Annotated in this window: 1 protein-coding gene; it reads right to left on the minus strand. The window is 55.8% G+C overall.

Features of this window, described 5'->3' with window-relative positions:
- Window positions 1–21 precede the first annotated feature (21 nt).
- Window positions 22–242: hypothetical protein (locus A3736_RS18015; RefSeq protein ID WP_233999350.1), on the minus strand; the 221-nt coding region annotated here is incomplete at its 5' end.

Here is a 242-nt window from a genome sequence, read left to right on the forward strand (position 1 = left end):
AAATGAAAGCCCTAGCCTCATTCAAGTGTTGAGAAGGTCGCCTTCGTGTTTTGCGAAGTAGCCAGAGACCGAATTGGTCACCTTATCGAGGGTCACACGTTCGTTGACCCGGTCGCACCTGAGCAGGAGCATTTCGCGCGCCACCTCGCGAGGGCGCATCCAGCGACTCCGTTCACGCAGAATACAAAGGGCAAAGCGACCCAGCTCACCTGACCGGAAAGGGCTATGCCATTTGTGCTTCT

Origin of the sequence: Erythrobacter sp. HI0063 (genome assembly GCF_001635685.1) — a bacterium.
GTDB lineage: Bacteria > Pseudomonadota > Alphaproteobacteria > Sphingomonadales > Sphingomonadaceae > Qipengyuania.